This window comes from Bradyrhizobium lablabi, assembly GCF_018129385.1.
In the GTDB taxonomy this organism is placed as follows: domain Bacteria; phylum Pseudomonadota; class Alphaproteobacteria; order Rhizobiales; family Xanthobacteraceae; genus Bradyrhizobium; species Bradyrhizobium lablabi_C.
Genome location: NZ_JAFCLN010000007.1, coordinates 145,440 through 162,429 on the forward strand (window position 1 = coordinate 145,440; position 16,990 = coordinate 162,429).

Below are 16,990 nucleotides of genomic sequence, written 5' to 3' on the forward strand. Positions count from 1 at the left end.
GCCCCGGAATGACGGTCGTGTTGTAGCCGCTACAGTTTCCCCGCCAGCTTCTTCATCGCCGGCTTGATGGGGCCGGCTGCGTCTTCATATCCGTCCCACGCCTTGCTCTTGCCGAGCAGCGCCGGCACGCTGCGTACCGTATAGCGCTTGGGATCGAGATCGCCGCGCACTTGCGCCCAGGTCACCGGCATCGAGACGGTTGCGCCAGCGCGCGCACGCGGCGACAGCACGCCGACCGCGGTCGACATCCGGTCGTTGCGGAGATAGTCGAGAAAGATTTTTCCCTTGCGCAGCTTCTTCGACATGTTGAGCAGATAGCGATCGGGATCGTCATTGGCCATCCACTGGCAGACGCCTTGCGCGAACGCTTTCGCTTCCTTCCACGTCACCTTATCCTTGGCGCCATGCAGCAGCGGCACGACCACATGCAGCCCCTTGCCGCCGGTGGTCTTGCAAAAGCTTTCCAGACCGACCGCCTCCAGGCGCTGGCGCATCTCCTTGGCCGCCTCGATCACATCGGCGAATTCGACATTTGGTGCGGGGTCGAGATCGAACACCAGCCGGCCCGGCACGTCGGGGGCATCCGGCGCGCAATTCCAGGGATGCAGCTCCAGCCCGCCGGATTGTGCAACCGCCGCCAGCCCTTCGACACGGTCGATCTGGATGTAAGGTTTGCGGTCGCCGGAAACCTTGACCAGCTCCAGCAGCTTGGAGGTCCCCGTCATCGCATGGCGCTGGAAGAACGTCTCGCCATTGATGCCGTCGGGCGCGCGCACCACCGAGCAGGGCCGGCCCTTTAGATAGCCGATCATCCATTCGCCGACTGCTTCGAAATAGTTTGCGAGGTCGAGCTTCGTCACCGGCTCACCATCGCCGCCGTCAGGCCACAGCGCCTTGTCCGGATTGGAGATGGCAACGCCCATCACCGCGGCGCCTTTTTGGGCCGGCGACTTTCCGGCAACGGGTTTTGCGACCTTGGCCATGGTTGGCTTCTCCGCTTCCACGTCGCTTGCGGGTTTGTCTTGCCGAAGCCCCTTGAAGGCTGCCTGCCGGATATTGCCGCCCTCGGTCCAGCCGGCGAATTCGATTTCGGCGACCAGTTCCGGTTTCAGCCAGTGCACGTCGCGCGTCTTCTTCGGGACATTCTCTCCGCTGAACGGATTCTTGTCTGACGCTAGCGCTTTGAGCTGTGGCATCAGTCGACGGACCTTGTCCGCACCAAAACCGGTGCCGACGATGCCGACAAAGGCCAGATGCTTGCCACGGTAGACGCCGGCCATCAGCGAGCGGAATTTTCCCTGCGTGGTCTTCCAGCCGCCGATCACCACTTCATGCCCGGCGCGCACCTTCGCCTTGGTCCAGCTTTCCGTGCGGCCCGAGCGATAGGGCGCATCGCGCCGCTTGGAAATGATGCCTTCGAGATTGAGCTTTTGCGCCGATTCGAGCACGGTCTCGCCGTCCTCTTCGAAATGATCGACATAGCGGACCAGCCTTGTCTTGCCCCTGCGGCTTTCGAGCAATTGCTTCAGCCGTTCCTTGCGTTCGACCAGCGGCAGCGCACGGAGATCCTCGCCAGCCGTAAACAGCAGGTCGAATGCGAAGAAGATGAGATTGCCGGTCTTGCCGTCGGCGATCGCCGCCTGTAGCGCCGAAAAGTCGGGCAATCCCTGCTTGTCGACTGCGACGATCTCGCCGTCGATCAGCGCATCGGGCAACCCGCCGCCTTCTTTCACGATCGCCGGAAACTTGTCGCTCCAGTCGAGTCCCTTGCGGGTCTTCAGCACTGCCTCGCCATCCTCGACGCGCAACTGCACGCGGTAACCGTCGAATTTGATCTCGTGGCACCAGTTCTCGCCGCTCGGCGGGCTTTCCACCGTGGCGCAAAGCTGCGGCGCGACGAAGTCCGGCATGGCCGAAATCTTTTTCGGCTTTGCCGTCGCGGCGCGCGAGGCGCCGGCCTTGCCGTTTGTCCGCGCTTCCGCCGCCATGCCGCGATTGGAGTGCCACACCGCATCGGCTTTGCCCTTGCCGTTCTTCGCCAGCATGAACGGCTTTGGCGCCCGGCCCTTGCCCGCCGCGATCTGCTCCATCGACCGGCCGGAGGCCACCGAACGGTCTTCGTCCAGAATGTCGTTATCTTCCCCTTCCTTGACGTATTCGTCGCGGTGCTTGATCAGCAGCCAGTTGGTGCGCTTGCCGCCATAGCGATCGCCCTTCATCCGAACCAGCACCCAGCTTCCGTGCAGCTTCTCGCCATGCAGGACGAACTTCAGGTCGCCTTTCTTGAAGCCCCGCTCGGGATCATCCGATTCCCAATAGCCGCGATCCCAGAGTTGTACGGTGCCGCCGCCATATTCGCTTTCGGGGATGGTGCCTTCGAAATCGCCGTAGTCGAGCGGATGATCCTCGACCTCCACCGCCAGCCGCTTGTCATGCGGATCGAGCGAGGGGCCGCGCGTCACCGCCCACGACTTGAACACGCCGCCGAACTCCAGCCGTAGATCGTAATGCAGCCGCGTCGCATCGTGTTTCTGGATTACGAAACGCCGCTGTTTCGCGGGCGCCACCTTGACGTCGCCGGAGGGCTCCTCGGTTTTCTCGAAGTCGCGTTTCTTGCGGTATGTGGCGAGGCGATTGAGAGGCACGGCTGATCCTGTGGCTGGCCTGCAACAGTATTCCGGAACGAAAACCAGCGCCAGCCGTTCAAGTTCCAAACCGCAGCCCTTACTGGAGATTGGTCATGGCTCCCCGCGCCTATTGGAAAGGCTCCCTCAAGCTGTCGCTCGTGACATGTCCGGTGGCGCTCTATCCCGCTTCAACAGCGGTCGAGAAAACCCGCTTTCACATGATCAACAAGGAGACGGGCAACCGGCTGAAGCAGCAGATGGTCGACGCCGAGACCGGCGACGTCGTGGAAAGCGATCAGAAGGGCCGCGGCTATGAACTGCGGAAGGGCGAGTATGTCGAGGTCGAGAGGGAGGAGCTGGAGGCGGTCCAGATCGAGAGCAACCACACCATCGAGATCGACAGCTTTGTGCCGAAGGAGGAGATCGACAAGCGCTATCTCGACCGGCCCTACTATATCGTCCCCGACGGCAAGGCCGGGATGGATGCCTTTGCGGTGATCCGCGACGCCATGAAAGACCAGGATCGCACCGCGCTGGCGCGGATCGTGCTGACCAACCGCGAGCACGTGATCGCGATCGAACCGCTTGGCAAGGGCCTGCTCGGCACCACGCTGCGCTACCCCTACGAGCTGCGCGACGAGACCGACTATTTCGACGACATCAAGAGCCCTAAAATATCGAAAGACATGATCGAGCTTGCCGGGCACATCCTCGACACCAAGGCCGCCCATTTCGATCCCTCGAAATTCAAGGACGAATACGAGACCGCGCTGAAGGCACTGGTCCGCCGCAAGGCCTCCGGCAAGCCGCCGAAGACCGTCGAGCGGGAGGAGAAGCCGGACAATGTCGTTAGCCTGATGGATGCGCTGAAGCAGAGCCTGAAAGGCAGGAAGGCCGCGGCCAAACGCGGCCGCTCCACCGCCCGCCGCGCCCCGCAGCGTCGTCGCCCGGCGCGAAAGGCGCATCGTTCGGCGGCGCGGCACCGCAAGGCGAGCTAGTCACTCACGGGTGGCAGACCGTTCACCACCTCTTGTGAGCGTCTTCTGAGGTGTTCAATACCCCTCGACCGCCGCTTGCATTGATATCGCCCCGAAGGCATTTTGCGTTCCGAGGACCGCCTGAACACAAGAGCGGCCGGGAGGACGAAATGGCTTTGACGATGTCGTATGTCGCAGGACCCACCACGCCTGCGGTAAGGGAAATGACGTTCGGCGACCTGTTGCGCCAGGCGGCGGAATCCGCGCCCGACCGCCTCGCCCTGATCGCGGGCGTTCCGGACCCGGCACAACGGCGGCAATGGACCTACGCGCAGTTCTACAGAGAGGCTGAGCGCACCGCCCGCGCGCTGCTGACGCGCTTCAGGAAGGGCGAGCGCATTGCGGTGTGGGCGCAAAACCTGCCGGAATGGGTGATGCTGGAGTTCGGCGCCGGCATGGCGGGGGTAGTGCTGGTCACCGTGAACCCGGCCTTCCGCGCCAACGAGGTGCAATACGTGCTGAAGCAGTCGCGCGCGGCCGGCATCTTCGTGGTCAACAATTTTCGAGGCAATCCGATGCTGGAGACGGTGCAGGCAGTGAAACAAAACTGCCCCGAGCTGCGCGAGGTTATCTGCTTCGACGACTGGGATTCCTTCATCGCCGCCGGCGACGACGAGAACATCGAGCTTCCCCCGGTCAGCCCCGACGATCCCGTCATGATCCAGTATACCTCGGGCACGACAGGCTTTCCGAAGGGCGCCCTGCTGCGCCACCGCGGGCTGCTCAATAACGGCGCGGACACCGCCGACCGGATGGGGGTCGATCCCGGCGACGTCTTCATCGTCACCATGCCGCTGTTTCATACCGGCGGCTGTGTCTGTTGCGTGCTCGGCGCGGTCTCGAAAGCGGTAACGCAAGTGTTGATCGAAGCGTTCGATCCCGCGCTGGTGCTCGAGATGATCGGAACCTACCGCGGCAATGCCATGCTCGGCGTTCCCACCATGCTGATTGCGATGCTGGAGCACCCGAATTTTCCGTCCACCGACCTCTCCCACATCAAGGCGATCTGCTCCGGCGGCTCTACCGTGCCGGCGCCGCTGGTGCGGCGGCTGGAGGAAAAGCTGGGTGCGCCCTTCACCATCGTGTTCGGCCAGACCGAATGCTCGCCGGTGGCGGCGCAAACCCGTACCGATGACAGCGTCGAGGACAAGGCCGGCACGATCGGCCTGCCGCTGCCCAACATGGAGACCAAAATCATCGATCCCAACACCGGCGAGACCGTGCCGGTCGGCACCATCGGCGAGTTCTGCACCCGCGGCTATCACGTGATGCTCGGCTATTTCGAGATGCCCGAGGCGACCGCCGCCGCCATCGACAAGGATGGCTGGCTGCACACCGGCGACCTCTGCGCCATGGACGAGCGCGGCTTCTGCACCGTCGAGGGCCGATTGAAGGACATGATCATCCGCGGCGGCGAGAACATCTATCCGCGCGAACTGGAAGAATTGCTGTTCAAGCACCCCAAGGTCGGCGAGGTCGCCGTCATCGGCGTGCCCCATGAGCGATGGGGCGAAGAAGTCGCGGCCTTCGTCCGCCCGGCGCCGGGCGCCTCGATCGACAAGGAAGAGCTGATCGACTACATGCGCACCGCGCTCGCACCGCACAAGACGCCAAAGCACTGGTTCATCGTGGACGCCTTTCCACTGACCGGATCGGGCAAGATCCAGAAGTTCAAGCTGCGGGAAGCCTGGACCAAGGGCGAAATGATCGCGATCTAGGTAGGCGTGCATTCGCGCCGTTTGACCTCTCGCAGCCGATCGGCGTCCCGGGCTAGGTTGCATTTGATATATTTGACTAGATTGTAGTTAACCATTCAAACTACCTGTCGATGCGCGCCCCATCATTTCTTTAAGGGATCGTCGTATCGGTTGCGCATGAGCAACGATACACGTCCTCTCGCTGCGCATTCCTCGGCCCGCAGCCAATCGCCGACTGAACCGCAACTGCTCGGCCCGCAGCAGCTGCTGCGGCCCTCCGCACTCGCGGCTGGCGCGACCGTGCTGATCGCGGCATTCACGGCTTACCATTTGCTCAGCGAGCTGAAGCCCGGCGCCGACAATGATTCGCGCGATCTCACCAAAGAGGCCGTGCTCACCATTCCCGCCGACAAGGCGCACGGTGCTTTCACGGTGCTTGCCTCCAACTTCCAGCAATCGCCCGGGAGCGTGCTGGTCCAATTGAAGATGTCGGAAGCGGAGAAGCAGCGCCTCGCCGAAAAGCTCGCCGACGGCTCGGTTCGCCTCGCCGCCGTGACGGTATGGGACACGATGGATGAGGACGGGGACATCGTCGAGATCAGCGCCGCCGGCTTCAGCCAGCGGGTGACGATTATGCACAAGCCGGCAACCTTCTTTCTTCCGCTTCATCCGGGCGGCAACGTCACCATCAGGGCAGTGCGCGACGGCTACGGCGGCATAACGCTGGGAGTCCGTACCATCACCGGCAACCTGCCGTTGCCGCGGCTAGCCGTCGGTCAAACGTTGGAGATACCAGCGCTATGATGGCGATGCCGCTCGGTCCGCTGATGTCAATCCTCTTCAGCATAGCCTTCATGGCGATGCTGGCGAAGACCAGCCCCACGCTGGCCCTTCTTGCAACCGCGTTGAGCGCAATCCTCGCTCTCATCATCATCTCTTACACAGGCCGTTACCTCCCGAGGTGGATCATGGATGTTCTGGACAGGCTCACCAACAAGGCTTCGCTCGAGGCGTCCTACGGAGCCCGCTCGCGAAAGCTCGTCACGATCGACGCCGGGCTTCTTGCCAGTCGGCTCAAATCGCGCGTCATCGGCCAGAACGCCGCGATTGATTCGATCGCGGTGCAATTGCGGCGTCGGCTTGCGGCGCAACGTTCCGACAAGCCGGTCGCGGTCTTTTGCCTCGCGGGTCCGCCCGGCGTCGGCAAAACCCATCTTGCCAAGGTTCTTGCTGACGAATTGTACGGTGACAAAGGCCATCTGCATTTCTTCGACATGAGCCAGTTCGGACAGTCGCATGCCGCAGCCAGTCTGTTCGGCCAGGCCCGGGGCTATGTCGGCTCTACGAGTTATGGCTCACTCACTGCCGCCTTGCGCGATACTCCGAATTGCATCGTGCTGCTGGACGAGTTCGAGAAGGCTCATCCAGATGTGCACAAGCGCTTCCTGACGGCCTGGAATGACGGCTTCGTGACCGAAACCAGCGACGGTGCGCGCGTCTCCACGACGGAAGCTATCTTCATCATGACGACCAATGCGGCGTCGCGTCGTATCGGAGAAATCGCCAAGGAACATGAAAGCGATCCGGTCGAGGCGGACCGCCTGATCAAGCGCGCCCTGTCGGATGCCCAGTTCGCGCCCGAAGTATTATCGCGCATCGACACTGTGTTTGCCTTCAAGCCGCTAAGCGGCCTCGATATTGCGCGTGTAGTCGCGCTGGAAACCGAAAGCCTTTGCAAGCAATACGCTCTTCTGATCGAAGACGGTGGAATCGACCCGGCGATCCTGCTGCGCGCAATTGAAGCAATGCAAAAACAATCCGATGGCGGCGTGCGCGACATCGCCCGTGCGATCGAACGCCAGGTCACCGACGGCCTGCTCGAAGCACGGGAAAACGGCGCAAGGAGCATTCGCCTGTTTGCGGAAGGGCAGAACGTTCGCGTCGAGATCGCAAGCTTTTTGGCCACCGCCGAGCGCAGCGCAGAGGTCGGCTGATGGCAGCCCCGCCCGTGCAGGCGATGCTTCCGGCGGACAACAGGCGGCCGTCGTTCTTCTCTCACGCCGTCAGCCTCTACCGGAGCAACCTGTTGCTTCGGGGACTGATCGACCTCGCCTTCGCTGGCGTGGTGATCCTGACGTTCAGCGGTGATTTTAAGGCGGCCTGGCGTCCCGTCGATGCTGCCATCAAATCGCTCACTCGCGGACTGGACCGCCCGATCTCCGAGATCAGGGCGGGCAGCGGCAAGTCGTTCACGACGGCGACAAGCGGCCCCGGCCATGAGGTCATTGACGGCTTGAAGCCGCCGACTATCCCGGTCGCTATCATCGAGAAGATGCCCGCGGCAACGGCGGCCGTGTTGAAGGACGCGCGCTCCAAACTGCTGGCCGGCCGGCCGAGCGACGCACTCGACGTCCTGCAAACGGCTGCCGAAACCGACCCGGCCATCGCTTATGCAAAAGCCGTCGCGACCCTCAACTATCCAAGCAAGGACCAGGCGATCACGGCGCAGCGCCTGCTGCGCCAGGCGACCCAGAAGGCGTTTGCGCCTGCGTTCACGCTGAATGGACTGGTCTTGTACCGGCTGCTGGCTCTGGATGAGCGTGGAGAGCTTCCCTATTCGGATCGCGTGACGCTGGACGGCTCGGGCCGGACCGTGAACGTGACGAATACGCAACTGGCTTCGGAGGCCATGTTGTGGTGGCAGCGGGGTGCGGCCTTCCACGATCCCGAGGCCATGCGCCTGCTCGGCATGGGCGAAGCGAGGGGTTTCAACGGCAAACCCAACCTGTCAGCCGCGATCGCCTACTGGCATGACGCAGCTCGTCGCGGCGACGCGCTGGCGCAGCTCGAACTGGCACATTTGTATTATCAGGGCGCCGGCGTTGAAGCAGATTCCGAGAAGGCAATTGCGCTGTTCCGGCAGGCAGCTGATCAAGGACTGTCCCGTGCCGCGCTCGGGTTGGGCGCGGTACTGACCGGCAAAGGCATCACCGGCGATCTCGACGCCACGAGAGATGCCTTGCGGGTGCTCGACACTGTTGCACGGACTTCCACATCGAAGGAAGAGCGCGCGCTGAGTCAACTGGTGCTCGGCCGCCTCCTGAGCGAGGCTGCTCCGCCCGCCTTGCGTGATCCCGCGCGGGGGCTCGAGCATTTCCGCATGGCCCTTCGTCTTGGCAATCGCTCGGCTCGCGCCCCTCTCTGCCGTGCTTATGAGACGGGGGTTGGCGCTCCGCAAGACCTCGTGCGCGCCGCGAACTGCTTCATGGCTATGGGCGGCGCCGACATATCCAAGGACGTCGCGAGGGTGGTCCAAAATCTCAATGAAGCCGACCTCGCACGCGCCAAGGCGCTTCAGACATCGGAGGATCCGCCCCCGGAATTCCTCGCCGAGTACACGCCGCGGACAAGCGCTCCGACGTTGCGGTTGACGCGACCTTCCGAGACGGTGAAGCCTTGACGACGTTTGGTAGACGCACGGCACCGCTGTTGGCCGCATCTTCAGGCGGAGCTACTGCTCCGGCAATTCCGACGCCCATGATGCGTTGGGTCGCCATCGCCGCGCTAAGCGCCGTTGCGATGCTTGCGACGCTGCACGTTTGGTTCAACGTCTTTCAAATACCGCTGGAGTTTCCCCCGGCGCTATCCCTGTTCGAGCAGCCGCGAAGCTGGACGGGCCTGGGAGACTCACGGAAAGCCGGCTGGATGGCCTGGTATGTGCCGGTATTGACAACCGCCTTCTTCGCCTCGGTCGTGCTGGCTCGCCTCACTCGGCAACGGACCCGCTGGAGCGTGCTGTCAATGGCGATTGCCGGATGCATTGCCGTCCTGGTTGGCGTGATGATCGCCTGCTGGGCTGAGCATAACGGCTTCATATGGTACCACCGAACCGAAATGACGCTGCGGATGCTGCTCGGAGTTCAAGGTCAACTGCTGACCTTTTCGTTCTGGGAGTCGGTGAGGTTTCTCTCCGGCCAGTGGCCGCTTCTGGTGATCGGGGCGGTCGTGGGCGCTGGATGCGCATTTCTGGCAGGGGCTCCGTTGAGGCGGCCCCGTGCGGGCGCGTTCGCCGAGGAGACCACCGTCGAGCCTCTAGACGGGCGGACAGACCTGACGGCCCGGATCGTCTCGACAATCGTCCTCTTTATCTTCAGCCAGACGGGCAGCACGTTCGGACACCCGTTTTTCATGCTTGCGGCCGGCACCTGCATTGCCATCGCGTGGTTTACGGTTGCGTTTCCGAAGGTCGAGTTCAACCTCAAGCGCCTGTTGCTGGGCGGTTTGATTGCATCGATCGCCGGATCGCTCGTTCAAACCGTGCTGTTCGCCAAGAAAAATCCCCTTGCGGTGACGTTCGCTAAAAATCCATTCGTAGGGGAGATCATCTTCGCCCAGAACGTGCAGGCTTTCGTGATGATCTTCATCATGTACCTCATCGGCCTGACGTTGATCTTCATGCTCTTCGCGAAGGTAATGGTTGCCCTCTGCCGACGCCGCACGTCCCCATAGCGTACGCCATCGTCTACTCGATCACCTCGTCCGCGCCGCTGACGAGCGCAGGCGAAAACTCGTGGCCGAGGAATTTGGCCGTCTTCAGGTTGATGACGAGTTCCACCTTGGTGACCAGTTGGACCGGAAGATCGGACGGCTTTTCGCCCCTGAGAACCCGTCCGGCATAGATGCCCGCGCGGCGGTGCGATTGCATGAAATCTCCGCCATAGCTCATCAAGCCGCCGGCCATGGGGAAATCCCGCGTTTGGGTGATCGCGGGTACGCGATACTTCATGGCAAGATCGGCCAGCCGCCGGCTGCGAAATGCAAAATAGGGGTCGGAGGTGAAGACAAGTCCACCCGCCAACTGCTGGGTCACCGAAGAGACCACAGACTCAAACTCCTCTTCCTTGCTCGCATTCAATGTCTGTAGCTGGACCCCCAGCGTTTCGGCTGCGGAGCGAAGTTTCTGCAATTGTGAATTGGCGGTGGGGCTCGTGGGGTTGGCGACGACAGCCAATTTGCTTGCCGCCGGCAGCAGCTCATGCATCAGTTCGAGCCGCTTCGGCGACACGTCGACGCTCAGGCTCGAAACTCCCGTGATGTTGCCACCCGGCCGCGACAGGCTGTCCACCACGCCGAGTTGGACGGGGTCGCCGCCCATCTCGAAGATGATCGTCTTGGAGGTGCCGGAAGCTTTCGCGGCAAGTGCGACTTGAGCGCCGCCGGACGCAACAACCAGATCCACATTGCGAGCGACCAGTTCGGTCGCGAGGGCCGGTAGCCGGGCGTACTGCCCACGGGCCCATTGATATTCGATCGCAACATTGCGCCCTTCGACAAAACCGGCTTCGCGAAGTCCCTGGTGGAAAGCCCTCAGCCGGCTGTCAAACAGCTCCGGTGTTTCCGGGCCAAGATAGCCAATGACCGGCATCGACGGCTTCTGCGCATACGCAGAGGTCGTCCAGGCGGCGGCGCCTGTCATCAGCAAGAGGACGTCACGCCGCCTGACGCCTCCGTGGGGCGCTGCTGCGGTGTGGTTAGCGCGTCTCATCCTTCAATCAACCGGCTGCCATCCGTTGTCGATCGGAGCATATCCCATGATGCTCCACCCGTCGCCAGCGGATTGTGCCAGATGCGGCATCAGCTAAGACGCATTGAAGGAAATTCCGAATACCGGAATGGCTTCATCAAAACCCTTGATTTGACGGCCTCCAAGATCATCCAGTAGCCGCTTGCCCCTGACGCTTGCGGCGACTTCGGCGTCGATCAGGATTTCCCGGTCTGCGGCAGATGCGCACAGGCGCGCGGCGAGATTCACAACGCTGCCGATGGCGGTGTAGTCGAGCCGGTCCTCGTAGCCGATCCGGCCGACAGTTGCCGGTCCTTCGGCGAGACCTATTCCGAAACCAACGTGGTAGCCGCGCGATCGCCAGCCGGCGATGAGTCCTTGCACGATCTTCTGCATTTCGATGGCGAGATCGACGGCTCGCAAGGCCGGTTGTTCGACCGGGACAGGTGCGTTCACCAGCACCATCAGGCCGTCCCCGGAGAAGCTGATGAGCGTTGCTTCAAACTGCGCAATGACCCTGCCAAGCGCCTCATAATACTCCGAGAGCACGCTCATGACTTCCTCGGGGGCAACGCCTGCGGAAAATGCGGTAAAACCTCGCAGATCGCAGAACACAACGACGACGTCGGTACGGCGGCCGTCCAGCACGCTGTCGTCGCCGGTTCGATCGACAAGATCGGCCACCTGGGGCGCGAGGAATCGCTTGAGCTTCGCGATGCGTTCCTGGTGCTGCTGCGCGAGCGCCAGCTCACCAGCCATCCTGTTAAAGCTGTTTGCAAGACGCTGAAACTCATCGCCGGTCTGGATCGAAATGCGGTGGTCGAAGGAGCCGGCGCCGATCCGTTCCGTCCCCTCCTCGAGGAGCTTGATCGGATCCGTCATTCGGTGCGCCAATGCATAGGCGAGAAACCCTGCGAATATGGTGCTGATCAAGAGCAGCGTTGCGGTCCGCGATAACGCCGCATAGATCGGCGCGTAAGCTTCGGATAGCGGCTGCTCCACCACGACGGTCCAATCGGGACCCGGTACCGGAGCCGCGCTGGCGGCAACGGCGCGTCCCTGTGCATCCCGGCTGGTTGCGAAGCCGCCTTCCGGGCCGATCGCGTCTCGTATGGTACGGAACGGTCCGGAGGTTGCTTCTTCCGCCCCGCGGAGGACGAGGCTGATATCGGGATGGGCAATCAGGCGGCCCGGCTGGTCCAGCACGAAGGCAATGCCGGTCTTTCCGACCTTGATTGACGATATCACATCCCAAATCAGCTTGAGATTGACCTCGGCGACGACTGCGCCAACCGCCTGGCGATTACCCACGATCGCAACCGTCAGGTATGGCTCGGAGCCTCGATGGTAGCTTACGGTGCTGAACCAGATCTGGGTGGCTCGGGCCCCCACCAGCGCACGATCGGTCGACCAGTCTGCGCGGCTTTCAATCCGGTTGAGACCGATTCGCGAGACGTAGAGACGCTCCAGGCCATTATTGTCAAGCAGCGTCAGACTGACGATGGCGGGCGCCTGCCGAAACAGGCGTAACGCGTCGGTCCGCCGCCGCTCGTCCGGCTCGTCGGTCCACGAAACCTGGACCAGCCAACCGAGCTGGTTGGTGATGCCATAGATAAAATCATGGATTTCGGCGGCAGCGGCCGTCGCCTGAACGCCAAGCAACTGGTCGACCCGGGCGCGCTGGTCGCGATAGCCGAACCAGGCTTCGATGGCGCCGTTGATGACGAGCGGAATCGCGACAGCCATGAACAGCGCGAGCAGGTATTTCTGGAAAAGGCCGCGAAAGCGTTCTTGGGCAATCATGCTTCTGGTGCTTGTTCAATCAGAATAGTACAGGGACGCACTATAGCACCTGCTTCGCAGGCCCAGCGGCGCTCGTTGTCACATATTCCGAAGCATGCAGCCCTTTTCCAGGGCTTTGAGCCGTTTGCCGAACCGTTGCGGAAGGCGCCCTAATCCGCCGCGCGCAGGCGATAGCCGATCCCTGTCTCGGTCAGCACGAATTGCGGACGCTCCGGATCGGCTTCGATCTTCTGGCGGAGCTGGCGGACATAGACGCGCAGGTATTGCGCGTCGGTCAGTTCGTCCCACAACTCCCTGAGCAGGAAGCGGTGGGTCAAGACCTTGCCGGCGTGCTGCACCAGCACGCGCAGCAGGTCGTATTCCTTCGGCGACAGCTTGATCTCCTTCTCGCCGACCTTGACGATGCGGCGCACCAGATCGACCGAGAGATCGCCGGTGCGAAAAACCGGCCGCTCGCCCTGCACCTGCAATTGATGCCTGAGCGCCGCGCGCATCCGCGCCAGCAATTCGTCCATCCCGAACGGTTTAGTCAGGTAATCGTCGGCGCCGAGGTCGAGCGCCTGCACCTTCCCGGCCTCGTCGCCGCGGCTCGACAGCACCACGATCGGCACGTTCTCGTTGCGGCCGCGGATCATGCGCAGGAGATCGTGGCCCTGGATGTCGGGCAGGCCGAGATCGAGGATGATCAGCGCGGGGCTCTCGGCCAGCTTCTCCAGTCCGATCTTGCCGTTGGAGGCTTCGATGATGTCGTAGCCCTGCGTGCTCAATCCCATCCGCAGCAATTTGCGGATCGGCGGCTCGTCGTCGATGACAAGGACCTTGATGGCGCTGGCGTTCATGCGGCGGTATCCAGCTTGTCTGCCCCGGCCGGCACCGGCAGGCGAATGGTCATCACTGCGCCGCTGCGGTCGGTGCGGTTACCGGCCGAAATCGTGCCATGCATCGCCTCGACAAAGCCGCGCGAGATCGCGAGCCCGAGGCCGGTGCCCGGACGGACGTGATCGCCCTTCTGCGCGCGATAGAACTTGTCGAACACGCTGTCGAGCTCGTCAGGTGGAATGCCGCTGCCTTCATCCATGATTTGCAGCGTGATCGCATCAGCCTCGCGCCCACCCCGGATCGATATCGTGGTGTCACGGGGTGCATATTTTGCCGCATTGTCGAGCAGATTGAACAGCACCTGCTCGAACAGGACGGCGTCCAGCTCGAGCATCGGCAAGTCAGCCGCCAGTTGCAGCGAAACCTTGTGATGCACCAGAATCTTGCTGGCGCGCCGCAGCGCGCTGCCGACGATCTCGCCGATGTCATGCCGCGCAGTGTTGGGCACGATGGCGCCGGATTCCAGTTTTGTCATGTCGAGCAGATTGGCAATGAAGCGGTTGAGCCGTTCGGATTCCTCGATCACGGTCGCGAGCAGTTCGCGCTTCTCGGCATCGCTCAAGCCGCCGCCGAGGTCGCGCAAGGTGCCGGCCGCGCCGAGCACGGAAGCCAGCGGCGTCTTGAGATCGTGCGAGATCGACGTGAGCAGCGCGCCGCGCAGCCGGTCGGATTCCACCGTGCGTTTGACGCGGTCCATATCCTCCACCAGCAGCACGCGCTCGATCGCGAGCGCGCCCTGATCGACCAGCGCGTCCAGCAGGCGCCGCTGGTCCGGCGTCAGCAGCGGCCCGGTCCGGTCGTCGTCGATGCCGATCACGCCGGTCAGGCCGCGCCCGGTCCGCATCGGCAGGAACAGGCGCTTTGCGCCGGGCAATGTATCCGCGCCGCGACCGGCGGGACGATCATTGCTCCAGGCCCAGCTCGCAGCGGCCAGGTCCGCCTGATCGAGCTGATCTTCGGGCGGATAGCCCGTCATAACCGTCAGCACGCCGTTGTCCGGGAGCAGCAGCACCACCCTCACCTTCAGCATCAGCGCGATCTGGTAGGCGGTCGCCCACAACACGTCGTCCAGGGTCGCCGTGCCAGCCAGCTTGCGGCTGAACGCATAGAGCGATTCCGTCGTACGTACCCGCCCGATCGCGGTATCGGCTTGCAGGCGCACGCGTGCTGCGATGTTGGAAACCAGGAAGGCGATCAACATGAAGAAGAAAAAGGCGGCAATGTTGGTCGGATCGGTAATGGTGAAGGTATAGACCGGCGCCAGGAAGAAGAAATTGTAGCACAGCGAGGCCGCAAGGCTGGCCAGCAGCGACGGCCACAAACCATATCGGGATGCGACGACGATCACGGCCGTGAGGAAGACCAGATCGACGTTCTCGGTCCCGAACACCGGCTGAATCAGCGCGGCCGTGCCCAGACCGATCGCGACCAGCAGCAGCGCCATCAGATAAGGCCGCGGATTGAACGGCTCGCTCCGCGCGGCGGCGCGCACCTCGGGTTTGCTGGCCGGCGGTTCCTCGCCGGCAATCACATGCACGCTGATATTGCCGGCGCTCCGCACAAGCTCATATACGACAGAGCCGCGCGTCAGCTCGAACCAGCGCGAGCGGGTGGATTTTCCGATGATGATGTGCGTCACGTTGTTGGCATGCGCAAAATTGAGCACGTCGTCGGCGATACGGCGGCCGACACCGGGGATCGAGATGGCCTCGCCGCCGAGCGCCTCGGCAAGGCGCATGGTATCGGCCAGGCGGTCGCGCTCCTCGTCGGTGAGTTGCAGGCTACGGCGCGTGTCGATTGCAATCGCGGTCCACGGTGCATGCAGGCGGTCGGCGAGGCGCTTGGTGTAACGCACGAGCCCGGCGGCACGTGGATCTTCGCTGACGCAGACCAGGATGCGCTCGCCCGCCGCCCAGGGGCCGGCGATCGCATTGGCCTGCATGTGGTTGAGGAGCTGCTCGTCAACGCGCTCGGCGGTGCGCCGCAGCGCCAGCTCGCGCAGCGCGGTGAGATTGCCCGGCGAGAAATAGTGTTCCAGCGCGCGCTCGGCCTGCTTCGGGACATAGACCTTGCCGTCCTTCAGCCGCTGGATCAGGTCATCGGGCGTGAGGTCGATCAGCTCGATGGCATCGGCGCGGTCGAACACCGAATCCGGCACCGTCTCGCGCACCCGCACATGCGTGATCTGCGCGACGACGTCGTTGAGGCTTTCGATGTGCTGGATATTGACGGCGGTGTAGACGTCGATGCCGTGCGACAACAGCTCTTCAACATCGAGGTAGCGCTTGGGATGACGGGAGCCCGGCGCGTTGGTGTGGGCGAGTTCGTCGACCAAAGCGAGCTGCGGGCGGCGCGCGATCAGCGCGTCGATGTCCATCTCCTCAAGGGTCTGGTCGCGGTAAACGATCCGCTTGCGGGGGACGACCTCGAGGCCCCTGAGCAGCGCTTCGGTCTCGGCGCGCCCATGGGTCTCGACCACGCCCACCACCACATCGACGCCGGCCTTGAGCTTGGCCTGCGCGTTCTGAAGCATTTCGTAGGTCTTGCCGACGCCGGGCGCGGCCCCGACAAAGATCTTCAGCTTGCCGGTGCGGCCGTCCTCTCGCCGGGCCGCTTCCAGCAGCGCTTCCGGCGAGGGACGCAGGTCTGTGTCTCGGCGCTCATTGGCCATGCCGTAATATAGTTACCCCATGGCCCAAGCCTAGGCTACCTGGCCGTTGCGGTATCGAGCGCGAGGTTGAGCGCCAGGACGTTGACGCGCGGCTCGCCCAACAGCCCGCCGAGGCGGCCCTTGGTGTTGTCTGTCACGAGCTGGCGGACGCGGTCCTCCGGCAGGTTGCGCGCCTTGGCGACGCGCGGCACCTGGAATAGCGCGGCTTCCGGCGAGATGTCGGGATCGAGCCCGCTGCCCGAGGTGGTGACGAGGTCGACCGGCACCGGCGCATTGGGATTCTCGGCCTTCAGCTTCTCGACGTCCTCCTTGAGACGGTCGGCCAGCGCCTTGCTGGTTGGGCCGAGATTGGAGCCGCCCGAATTGGCCGCGTTATAGGGCGCGGACACGGTCTTGCTGGAGTTGGCCGGATCGGGTGCGAGGGTCGCCGACGGACGGCCATGGAAATATTTGTCCTCCTTGAACTCCTGCCCGATCAGCGCCGAGCCGATCACCTTGCCGTCCTTTTCGATCAGGCTGCCTTGCGCCTGGCCCGGGAAGAGAACGCCGGCGATGCCGGTCATCGCGAGCGGATAGGCAAGGCCGGTGATCAGCGTGAGCACGAGCAGGACGAGGATCGCGGGGCGAATTTCTCTGAGCATTTCAAGTCTCCTTCGGTCGTCAATGCGAGGAGCGAAGCGACGAAGCAATCCACACTTTGTTCGCGGGGATAC

13 protein-coding genes are annotated in these 16,990 nt (G+C 63.1%); 7 read left to right on the forward strand and 6 right to left on the reverse strand.

Features of this window, described 5'->3' with window-relative positions:
• Positions 1–29: 29 nt before the first annotated feature.
• Entirely contained in the window at positions 30–2,645 is a 2,616-nt protein-coding gene (ligD, locus tag JQ628_RS16330) for a DNA ligase D (RefSeq protein ID WP_212223702.1), read from the reverse strand.
• 95 nt (positions 2,646–2,740) lie between these two features.
• Between ligD and JQ628_RS16335 the strand changes: the two genes are divergently transcribed.
• From JQ628_RS16335 to JQ628_RS16360, 6 genes are all read left to right on the forward strand, one after another.
• Positions 2,741–3,625, forward strand: a complete 885-nt coding sequence (locus JQ628_RS16335; RefSeq protein WP_212223703.1) for a Ku protein — start codon at positions 2,741–2,743, stop codon at positions 3,623–3,625.
• Between the two features lie 149 nt (positions 3,626–3,774).
• Positions 3,775–5,382 carry an AMP-binding protein gene (locus JQ628_RS16340; RefSeq protein WP_212223704.1) on the forward strand — a complete coding sequence of 536 codons (1,608 nt, stop codon included), beginning with the start codon at positions 3,775–3,777 and terminating at the stop codon, positions 5,380–5,382.
• Between the two features lie 156 nt (positions 5,383–5,538).
• Positions 5,539–6,165 (forward strand): hypothetical protein, encoded by a 627-nt coding sequence (locus JQ628_RS16345; protein ID WP_212223705.1) that lies wholly within the window; start codon positions 5,539–5,541, stop codon positions 6,163–6,165.
• Positions 6,162–7,355, forward strand: a complete 1,194-nt coding sequence (locus JQ628_RS16350; RefSeq protein WP_212223706.1) for an AAA family ATPase — start codon at positions 6,162–6,164, stop codon at positions 7,353–7,355. Before JQ628_RS16345 ends, JQ628_RS16350 begins: the two co-directional genes overlap by 4 nt.
• A 131-nt stretch (positions 7,356–7,486) precedes the next feature.
• Positions 7,487–8,821 (forward strand): tetratricopeptide repeat protein, encoded by a 1,335-nt coding sequence (locus tag JQ628_RS16355; protein WP_349628067.1) that lies wholly within the window; start codon positions 7,487–7,489, stop codon positions 8,819–8,821.
• Between the two features lie 77 nt (positions 8,822–8,898).
• On the forward strand, positions 8,899–9,870 hold the full coding sequence (locus tag JQ628_RS16360; protein WP_212223723.1) for a hypothetical protein: 972 nt from the start codon (positions 8,899–8,901) through the stop codon (positions 9,868–9,870).
• 13 nt (positions 9,871–9,883) lie between these two features.
• Here JQ628_RS16360 and JQ628_RS16365 read toward each other — a convergent pair whose 3' ends face one another.
• Together JQ628_RS16365 and JQ628_RS16370 are read right to left on the reverse strand one after the other, a co-directional pair.
• Positions 9,884–10,837, reverse strand: a complete 954-nt coding sequence (locus JQ628_RS16365; protein WP_212223725.1) for an ABC transporter substrate-binding protein — start codon at positions 10,835–10,837, stop codon at positions 9,884–9,886.
• Positions 10,838–10,999: 162 nt separating this feature from the next.
• Positions 11,000–12,586: a cache domain-containing protein gene (locus JQ628_RS16370; protein ID WP_349628068.1), complete on the reverse strand. Its 1,587-nt coding sequence runs from the start codon at positions 12,584–12,586 to the stop codon at positions 11,000–11,002.
• On the opposite strand from JQ628_RS16370, the gene JQ628_RS34860 reads away from it, so the two are divergent.
• Positions 12,545–12,880, forward strand: coding sequence for a hypothetical protein (locus JQ628_RS34860; protein WP_349628069.1), 336 nt, complete (start codon positions 12,545–12,547; stop codon positions 12,878–12,880). The two genes, JQ628_RS16370 and JQ628_RS34860, sit on opposite strands and share 42 nt — an antisense overlap.
• Here the strand turns inward: JQ628_RS34860 and JQ628_RS16375 are convergent.
• From JQ628_RS16375 to JQ628_RS16385, 3 genes are read right to left on the reverse strand one after another with little or no spacing between them, the layout of a single operon-like run.
• Positions 12,877–13,566: a response regulator gene (locus JQ628_RS16375; RefSeq protein WP_212223730.1), complete on the reverse strand. Its 690-nt coding sequence runs from the start codon at positions 13,564–13,566 to the stop codon at positions 12,877–12,879. The two genes, JQ628_RS34860 and JQ628_RS16375, sit on opposite strands and share 4 nt — an antisense overlap.
• Positions 13,563–16,277 (reverse strand): sensor histidine kinase, encoded by a 2,715-nt coding sequence (locus JQ628_RS16380; protein ID WP_212223731.1) that lies wholly within the window; start codon positions 16,275–16,277, stop codon positions 13,563–13,565. Before JQ628_RS16380 ends, JQ628_RS16375 begins: the two co-directional genes overlap by 4 nt.
• Before the next feature lie 35 nt (positions 16,278–16,312).
• Positions 16,313–16,918 (reverse strand): K(+)-transporting ATPase subunit C, encoded by a 606-nt coding sequence (locus tag JQ628_RS16385; protein ID WP_212223732.1) that lies wholly within the window; start codon positions 16,916–16,918, stop codon positions 16,313–16,315.
• Between the last annotated feature and the right edge of the window lie 72 nt (positions 16,919–16,990).

Excerpts from the sequence above, each read along its gene's own strand:
- JQ628_RS16335 (WP_212223703.1), top strand. The coding sequence starts at position 2,741 with ATGGCTCCCCGCGCCTATTGGAAAGGCTCCCTCAAGCTGTCGCTCGTG.
- JQ628_RS16340 (WP_212223704.1), top strand. The coding sequence starts at position 3,775 with ATGGCTTTGACGATGTCGTATGTCGCAGGACCCACCACGCCTGCGGTA.
- JQ628_RS16345 (WP_212223705.1), top strand. The coding sequence starts at position 5,539 with ATGAGCAACGATACACGTCCTCTCGCTGCGCATTCCTCGGCCCGCAGC.
- JQ628_RS16350 (WP_212223706.1), top strand. The coding sequence starts at position 6,162 with ATGATGGCGATGCCGCTCGGTCCGCTGATGTCAATCCTCTTCAGCATA.
- JQ628_RS16360 (WP_212223723.1), top strand. The coding sequence starts at position 8,899 with ATGATGCGTTGGGTCGCCATCGCCGCGCTAAGCGCCGTTGCGATGCTT.
- JQ628_RS16365 (WP_212223725.1), bottom strand. The coding sequence starts at position 10,837 with ATGACAGGCGCCGCCGCCTGGACGACCTCTGCGTATGCGCAGAAGCCG.
- JQ628_RS34860 (WP_349628069.1), top strand. The coding sequence starts at position 12,545 with ATGGATTTCGGCGGCAGCGGCCGTCGCCTGAACGCCAAGCAACTGGTC.
- JQ628_RS16375 (WP_212223730.1), bottom strand. The coding sequence starts at position 13,566 with ATGAACGCCAGCGCCATCAAGGTCCTTGTCATCGACGACGAGCCGCCG.
- JQ628_RS16380 (WP_212223731.1), bottom strand. The coding sequence starts at position 16,277 with ATGGCCAATGAGCGCCGAGACACAGACCTGCGTCCCTCGCCGGAAGCG.
- JQ628_RS16385 (WP_212223732.1), bottom strand. The coding sequence starts at position 16,918 with ATGCTCAGAGAAATTCGCCCCGCGATCCTCGTCCTGCTCGTGCTCACG.